The organism is Devosia sp. (genome assembly GCF_017307565.1).
Taxonomy (GTDB): domain Bacteria; phylum Pseudomonadota; class Alphaproteobacteria; order Rhizobiales; family Devosiaceae; genus Devosia.
This window is the reverse complement of the sequence record NZ_JAFKHD010000513.1, coordinates 1-6,136: the sequence shown is the minus strand read 5'-3', so window position 1 is coordinate 6,136 and position 6,136 is coordinate 1. Positions and strand designations below refer to the sequence as shown.

Here is a 6,136-nt window from a genome sequence, read left to right as displayed (position 1 = left end):
TTTTGGGGCAAAGACACAGGTCGACACCTCGGACTGGCAGCTGACGCGGTTTGGCGCGGGCGCGAGCTACCCCAATTCAGGTTATGGCGCGACGCTCGACTATCGCTTCATCGGGGCCAATCCGGGCGTCGGTCAGATTGCGGACCAGCACGAAGTGTTTGGCGAGTTGACCATTCCGGTCGCCGACTACTGGAGCCTCAAGGGCAATGCTGCCTGGGACATCAGCGGCAATAGCTGGCTGCAGGTGGGCGGCGGGCTGACCTATGATGATGGCTATCTGACCTTTGGCGCCAATGCACGCCGCACCGGGCCTACTCATGTGTCGCCCAATTCGACCAGCGTGCTCGCAACCTTTGCCATCAAGGCACCGGCCGGGCTGAACCTGAGCTATGGCGGTAGCGTACCGGTACCGAACTTTTGATCGCCCGGCCCTGACGGCGCCAACAGGCCGAGGCATGCGCGCAGCATAGAGGCGCATTGCCTATTCGGATTTTGGCCGTATTGTTTGGGCAATTGACAGCAATTCTTCCGAGCCTCATTGATGCGGCTCTCATTACAATGCGGACCTGACGATGACCTTTGCATTTCTGCGGCGCACAACCGGCGCCATGATCCTCGGCCTCGTGCTGGTGACGGCGTCGGTGCTGCCAAGCTTCGCAGCCACCGTAGTCACCGTAAACGGCATTGCCATTTCCGACACGCAGGTCGACCAGCGTCTGCGCCTGTTCCGCATGGAAGGCAACAATACCGGCCGCAAGGGCGCGACCGACCAGCTCATTACGGAAGCGATCCAGATGAGCGAAGCCAAGCGCCTCGGCGTCGCCGTTTCGAATGCGCAGGTCGACGAAGCCCTGCTGCAGATCGCCCGCAATCTCAAGGTTAGCCAGGACAAGCTGATCCAGATGCTGAGCCAGGGTGGCGTGAGCTCGGATACGCTGCGCGATCGTCTGCGCGCCGCCATCGCCTGGAACGCCGTGACGCAGCGCGCCGTGGTGCCGAATGTGCAGATTTCGGACCTGGAGCTCGACCAGAAGGCGGCCGCGCGGGTAAGCGACTACCAGAAGTTCGACTATATTCTCAAAGAGATCGTCTTTGTCGGCCAGGGTGCCAGCGGCCGCACGGCGCAGGCAAACCGCTACCGTTCGAGCTTTACCGGCTGCGATAGCGCCGTGCAGCTCTCGCTCGGTTTTACCGACGCTGCCGTGGTCGATATCGGCCGCCGCCACGCCACCCAGCTGCCCGAAGCCATGGCCAAGGAACTGGCCGGCATGAACGTGGGCGGGATCACCAAGCCGCGCGTTGTCGAGAGCGGCGTTTCGATGCTCGCCATCTGCGAAAAGACGCAGGCGGAAGACCTGACCTTCATGAAGGATGACCTGCGCGCCGAAGTGGGCGGCAGCAACCTCGAGAAGGAAGCCCAGGCTTACCTGACCCGGCTGCGCAACAGCGCCAAGATCATCTACAACTAAGCGCGGCGGGGCGCACGACGCCCCCTTCCGCGACATGATGGAAACGACCCGCGGAGCCGCATCTTTCGATGCGCCTCCGCTTTCTCTTTGGGGGCTTGGATGGCGCCGCTCGCAATCAGCATGGGTGAACCTGCAGGGATTGGTCCCGATATTGTTCTGACGCTCTATGCGCGTCGGGAGGAGCTTGGCTTGCCGGCCTTTGTGGTCTTCGGGCATGCGGGTTTCCTCACGGCACGAGCGGCGCGTCTGGGGCTGGATATCGAGGTGATTGCGACCGAGCCGGCCGATGCCGAGGGCGTCTTTTCGCGCGCCCTGCCCGTTCGTCATATAGAAGGCAATGTGCCCGACCAGCCGGGCCAGCCGACGCCTGACGCTGCTGCGGTGGTGATTGCGGCGATCCAGCTGGCGGTCGACAGCGTCAAGGGCGGAGAATGCCGGGCGCTGGTGACGGCGCCGATCCACAAGGGGGCGCTCTACCATGCCGGGTTCTCCCATCCCGGGCACACTGAATTCCTCGCGGCGCTTTGTGCCGAGGATGGAGTCGAGCCGCTGCCGGTGATGATGCTGGCGCATGACGAGTTGCGCACCGTGCCGCTGACCATTCATGTGCCGATCCGGCAGGTACCGGGGCTGCTGAATGAAGGCCTGATCATCGAGACGCTGCGCGTGATGGCGCGCGATCTCAGGGACCGGTTCGGAATCGCCGCGCCGCGGATTGCGGTCGCGGGGCTCAATCCGCATGCGGGCGAAGGCGGCGCCATCGGGCGGGAAGAAATCGAGATCATCAACCCGGCGCTGGAAAAGGCGCGGGCCGAGGGCATCGATGCCGTTGGCCCCCTGCCCGGCGACACGCTGTTTTTCCCCCTGCACTGGCGGCAATATGATGCGGTGCTGGCGATGTATCACGACCAGGCGTTGATCCCGATCAAGACCGTGGCCTTTGACGCGGGGGTGAACGTGACGCTGGGGCTGCCCATTGTCCGGACATCGCCCGACCATGGCACCGCGTTCGATCTGGCGGGAACCGGAAAAGCCTCGACATCGAGCTTTTTGGCGGCCATAGCCATGGCGGACAAAATGACGAGCGGAGCCCCATGAGCCAGATCGATACGCTTCCGCCGCTGCGCGAGGTCATTGCCGCGCACGGGCTCAGGGCCAAGAAGGAACTGGGGCAGAACTTTCTGCTCGACCTCAACCTGACGGCACGTATTGCGCGGGTGGGCGGGTCTCTCGAAGGCGTGCGCGTGATCGAGGTGGGTCCAGGGCCCGGCGGGCTGACGCGGGCGCTCCTCGCCGAAGGCGCGCGGGAAGTGATCGCTATCGAGCGCGACGCGCGGGCACTGCCGGCGCTGGCGGAAATCTCGGATGCCTATCCCGGGCGTCTGACCGTGATTGCAGGCGACGCGATGGAGGTCGACTATCGCGCGCTGGCCGATGGGCCGACACGGCTTGTTGCCAACCTGCCCTATAATATCGGTACGCAGCTGCTTACCGGCTGGCTGACCATGGAGCCATGGCCACCGTTCTTTGAAAGCCTGACACTGATGTTTCAGCGCGAAGTCGCCGAACGCATCTGTGCCAAGCCGGGGGAGGATGCCTATGGGCGGCTCGGGGTGCTGGCCGGATGGCGGACCGACGCGCGGATCGCATTCAATGTCGGCAAGCAGGCCTTTGTGCCGCCGCCCAATGTGACATCGGCCGTGGTGCATCTGGTGCCCAAGCCCGTGGAGGCGGGGCTGCCGGTCAAGCATCTGGAACAGGTGACCAAGGCCGCCTTCGGGCAGCGCCGCAAGATGGTGCGGCAATCGCTGAAGTCGCTGGGGGTGCCCGTGGAGGCGCTGCTGGCGGCTGCGGAGCTCAAGGGCGACGAGCGGGCTGAGGATTTGCCGATCGAGGCGTTTTTGGCCATGGCGCGGGCGCTGCCGGGGTTACGGTAAACGCCGACCGATATGGTGGGTGAGCTTGTGCCACGACCTCGTGGTTCGACAGGCTCACCATGAGGTCTGCGTACCTGACTGGAAAACCTAGACCGGGCCGATCTGGTTCTGCAGGTCGCGGACGAAGCTGTCGAGGTTGTTCTGGCGCTTGCGGTCGAGACGGGCCGAGGCGAGGATAGCGCGGACGCGGGCGACTGAGAGTTCGAGGTCCTCATTGACGAGGACGTAGTCGTATTCGTTGTAGTGATCCATCTCGTTGCGCGCGTTCTTGAGGCGCTTTTCGATGGTGCCGACGCTGTCCTGGGCGCGACGTTCGAGACGGGCGCGCAGCTCGTGGATGGAGGGCGGCAGGATGAAGACCGTGACCATGTCGGCACGGCACTTTTCATAGAGCTGCAGGGTGCCCTGATAGTCGATGTCGAACAGGATGTCGTTGCCGGCGGCCAGCTGCTCTTCGACCTCGGCGCGTGGGGTGCCGTAGAAATTGCCATGGACTTCGGCGGATTCGAGCAGGCCACCGTCGCGGCGCAACTGTTCGAATTTCGGCACATCGATGAAGTGATAATGCTTGCCGTCGACTTCGTCCGTCCGGCGAGCGCGCGTCGTGACCGAAACGGACAGCCGGATATTGGGATCAGCGCCGAACAGAGCCCGCGAAATGGAGGACTTTCCTGCGCCCGAGGGCGAAGCAAGGACGAGCATGACGCCGCGGCGCTGGAAATCCATCTGTGAGGTCACTCTATTCGATGTTCTGGACTTGCTCGCGTAGTTGATCGATCTCCGCCTTGAGGTCAAGACCGATGGAGGTCAGTTCCACGGCGTTCGACTTGGAGCAGAGCGTATTGGCCTCTCGATTGAATTCCTGGGCGAGGAAATCGAGCCGCCGGCCGACCGTGCCGGAACCGGAAAGCAGAGCGCGGGCGCCGGCAATATGGGCGCGCAGGCGATCGATCTCTTCCTGGATATCGGCCTTGGTGGCGAGCACCAGCGCTTCCTGGGCGAGACGATCGGGAGAAATATCGGCTTCCTGACGCAGGGCCTCGACCTGTTGGGAGAGGCGGGCCGAAATGGCTTCGCGAGTGCGGGTCGGATGAGCATCGGCCCGGGCGACAAGATCGGCGATGGTGTCGAGCTGGCCCGCGAGAATTTCGGCGATGCGGCCGCCCTCTTCGAGACGCGAGAGCTGAAGCGCGGCGATAGCCTCGCGCACAGCGGCCATCAGGACGGGCTCAAGGCCCTCCTCGTCGATATCGCGGCTTTCCTCGACCACCAGCACACCCGGCAGGGCCAGGATGCCATCAAGGCTTGGGCGGCGCGCATCGACGCGATCGGACAGCGCGCCGATGGCGGCAAGAACGGTTTCGAGCGCGGCGGGATTGACCGACACGGCGCCGGAAGCGCCTTGACGATCGAGCGAGACGGTGGCGTTGACGGAGCCGCGCGAAAGCGACTGGCTCAGCAGCTGGCGCAGCGGGATATCGAAGGCCTCGAGGCCGGGGGCGAGACGCGTGCGGATATCGAGGCCACGGCCATTGACCGACTTCAGCTCAACCCGGAGACGGGCCGGGCCGAACATGGCGTCGGCCCGGGCGTAACCCGTCATGCTGGCGAGGCGGGAACTCACTGGCTTGCGCCTTCGACTTCTCCGGCTTCCTCTGCCTCGAGAGCCTGGCGCGCGGCCTCGGCGTCCTGTGCAGCCTGCTCTGCCGCCTCGCGCTCGATCTCGCGATAGCGGGCGACGTTCTTCTGGTGCTCTGCGTAGGTCTCGGCGAAGACGTGGCCTTCGCGCGGCGTTGCCCCCTTGGCGACGAAGTAGAGGTACTTGTGGTTGTCGGGGTTGGCGACGGCGCGCAGCGACTCGATGCCCGGATTGGCAATGGGCGTCGGTGGCAGGCCGTCGATCTGATAGGTATTGTAGGCCGTCTTCTGCTCGATTTCCGAACGGCGCAGGCCGCGATCGAGCGTCGATTGGCCCAGCGTGATACCGTAGATGATTGTCGGGTCCGACTGCAGGCGCATACGCTGCTTGAGGCGATTGACGAAGACGGCGGCAACCTGCGGGCGCTCCTCGGCAACGCCGGTTTCGCGCTCGACGATTGAGGCCAGGATCAGGAGTTCTGCAGGGCTCGACAGCGGCAGGTCCGGCTGGCGGCTTTCCCAGGTTTCGGCAAGGGCCGTGGTCATGGCGGCCTGCATACGCTCGATCACCGACTGGCGGGTGTCGCCGGGCAGATAATCGTAGCTACCGGGCAGGATGGAGCCTTCCGGCGGCAAGTTGCCGATGGTGCCGGTCAGGCGATCATCGGCATTGACGCGCTGCACGACCTGCCAGGAGGTCCAGCCTTCGGGAATGGTCACGGCATAGCGGATCGGGGTGCCGGTGGTCAGCTCGGTGAGAATTTCGGACATGCTGGCATGGGCGGGAATGGTGAAATCGCCGGCCTTGACCGTGATGTTCTGTTCCACGCGGCTGCCGAACTGGCTGAAGATCAGCGCGCTGTTGATAAAGCCCTGCTCTTCGAGGCGGGTTGCCGTGGTCGAGAGGGCATTGCCCGTTTCGACGCGGAAGACGCGATCCTCGGTGGAGGGGCCGTCACCATAATATTGCGAGGCGACATAGAGGAAGCCGCCACCGATGACGACGAGGCCGATGACCAGGAGAGTCAGGAGTGCGTTGAGCACATCGACGAGGCCATTTGACGAGCGGCGGCGGCGTTTACGACGGTCGTT

Annotated in this window: 6 protein-coding genes and 1 pseudogene; 4 read left to right on the top strand and 3 right to left on the bottom strand. The window is 64.2% G+C overall.

The window, feature by feature from the left end:
- From J0I64_RS22300 to rsmA, 4 genes and pseudogenes are all read left to right on the top strand, one after another.
- A pseudogene (locus J0I64_RS22300) lies at positions 1-421 on the top strand (hypothetical protein); the annotation flags it as partial.
- A 151-nt stretch (positions 422-572) separates the two neighbouring features.
- A complete protein-coding gene (locus tag J0I64_RS22295) occupies positions 573-1,469 on the top strand; it encodes a SurA N-terminal domain-containing protein (RefSeq protein ID WP_291412442.1) in 897 nt (298 codons plus the stop codon).
- Positions 1,470-1,568: 99 nt separating this feature from the next.
- The gene (gene pdxA, locus J0I64_RS22290; protein WP_291412440.1) at positions 1,569-2,567 is read left to right on the top strand and encodes a 4-hydroxythreonine-4-phosphate dehydrogenase PdxA; all 999 of its coding nucleotides are present in this window, start codon (positions 1,569-1,571) and stop codon (positions 2,565-2,567) included.
- On the top strand, positions 2,564-3,406 hold the full coding sequence (gene rsmA / locus J0I64_RS22285; protein ID WP_291412438.1) for a 16S rRNA (adenine(1518)-N(6)/adenine(1519)-N(6))-dimethyltransferase RsmA: 843 nt from the start codon (positions 2,564-2,566) through the stop codon (positions 3,404-3,406). The genes pdxA and rsmA overlap by 4 nt, the downstream gene beginning before the upstream one ends.
- Positions 3,407-3,493: 87 nt before the next feature.
- On the opposite strand, the gene gmk is transcribed toward rsmA, so the two are convergent.
- The 3 genes from gmk to mltG form a co-directional block, all read right to left on the bottom strand.
- On the bottom strand, positions 3,494-4,132 hold the full coding sequence (gmk, locus tag J0I64_RS22280) for a guanylate kinase (RefSeq protein ID WP_291412444.1): 639 nt from the start codon (positions 4,130-4,132) through the stop codon (positions 3,494-3,496).
- Between the two features lie 13 nt (positions 4,133-4,145).
- A complete protein-coding gene (locus J0I64_RS22275) occupies positions 4,146-5,030 on the bottom strand; it encodes a YicC/YloC family endoribonuclease (protein ID WP_291412436.1) in 885 nt (294 codons plus the stop codon).
- Positions 5,027-6,136, bottom strand: a 1,110-nt coding sequence (gene mltG, locus J0I64_RS22270; protein ID WP_291412434.1) for an endolytic transglycosylase MltG, incomplete at its 5' end; no start/stop codon positions are given. The genes mltG and J0I64_RS22275, both read right to left, overlap by 4 nt.

Bases quoted from the DNA above. Each gene is read 5' to 3' on its own strand.
- J0I64_RS22295 (WP_291412442.1), top strand. From the start codon at position 573: ATGACCTTTGCATTTCTGCGGCGCACAACCGGCGCCATGATCCTCGGC.
- pdxA (WP_291412440.1), top strand. From the start codon at position 1,569: ATGGCGCCGCTCGCAATCAGCATGGGTGAACCTGCAGGGATTGGTCCC.
- rsmA (WP_291412438.1), top strand. From the start codon at position 2,564: ATGAGCCAGATCGATACGCTTCCGCCGCTGCGCGAGGTCATTGCCGCG.
- gmk (WP_291412444.1), bottom strand. From the start codon at position 4,132: ATGGATTTCCAGCGCCGCGGCGTCATGCTCGTCCTTGCTTCGCCCTCG.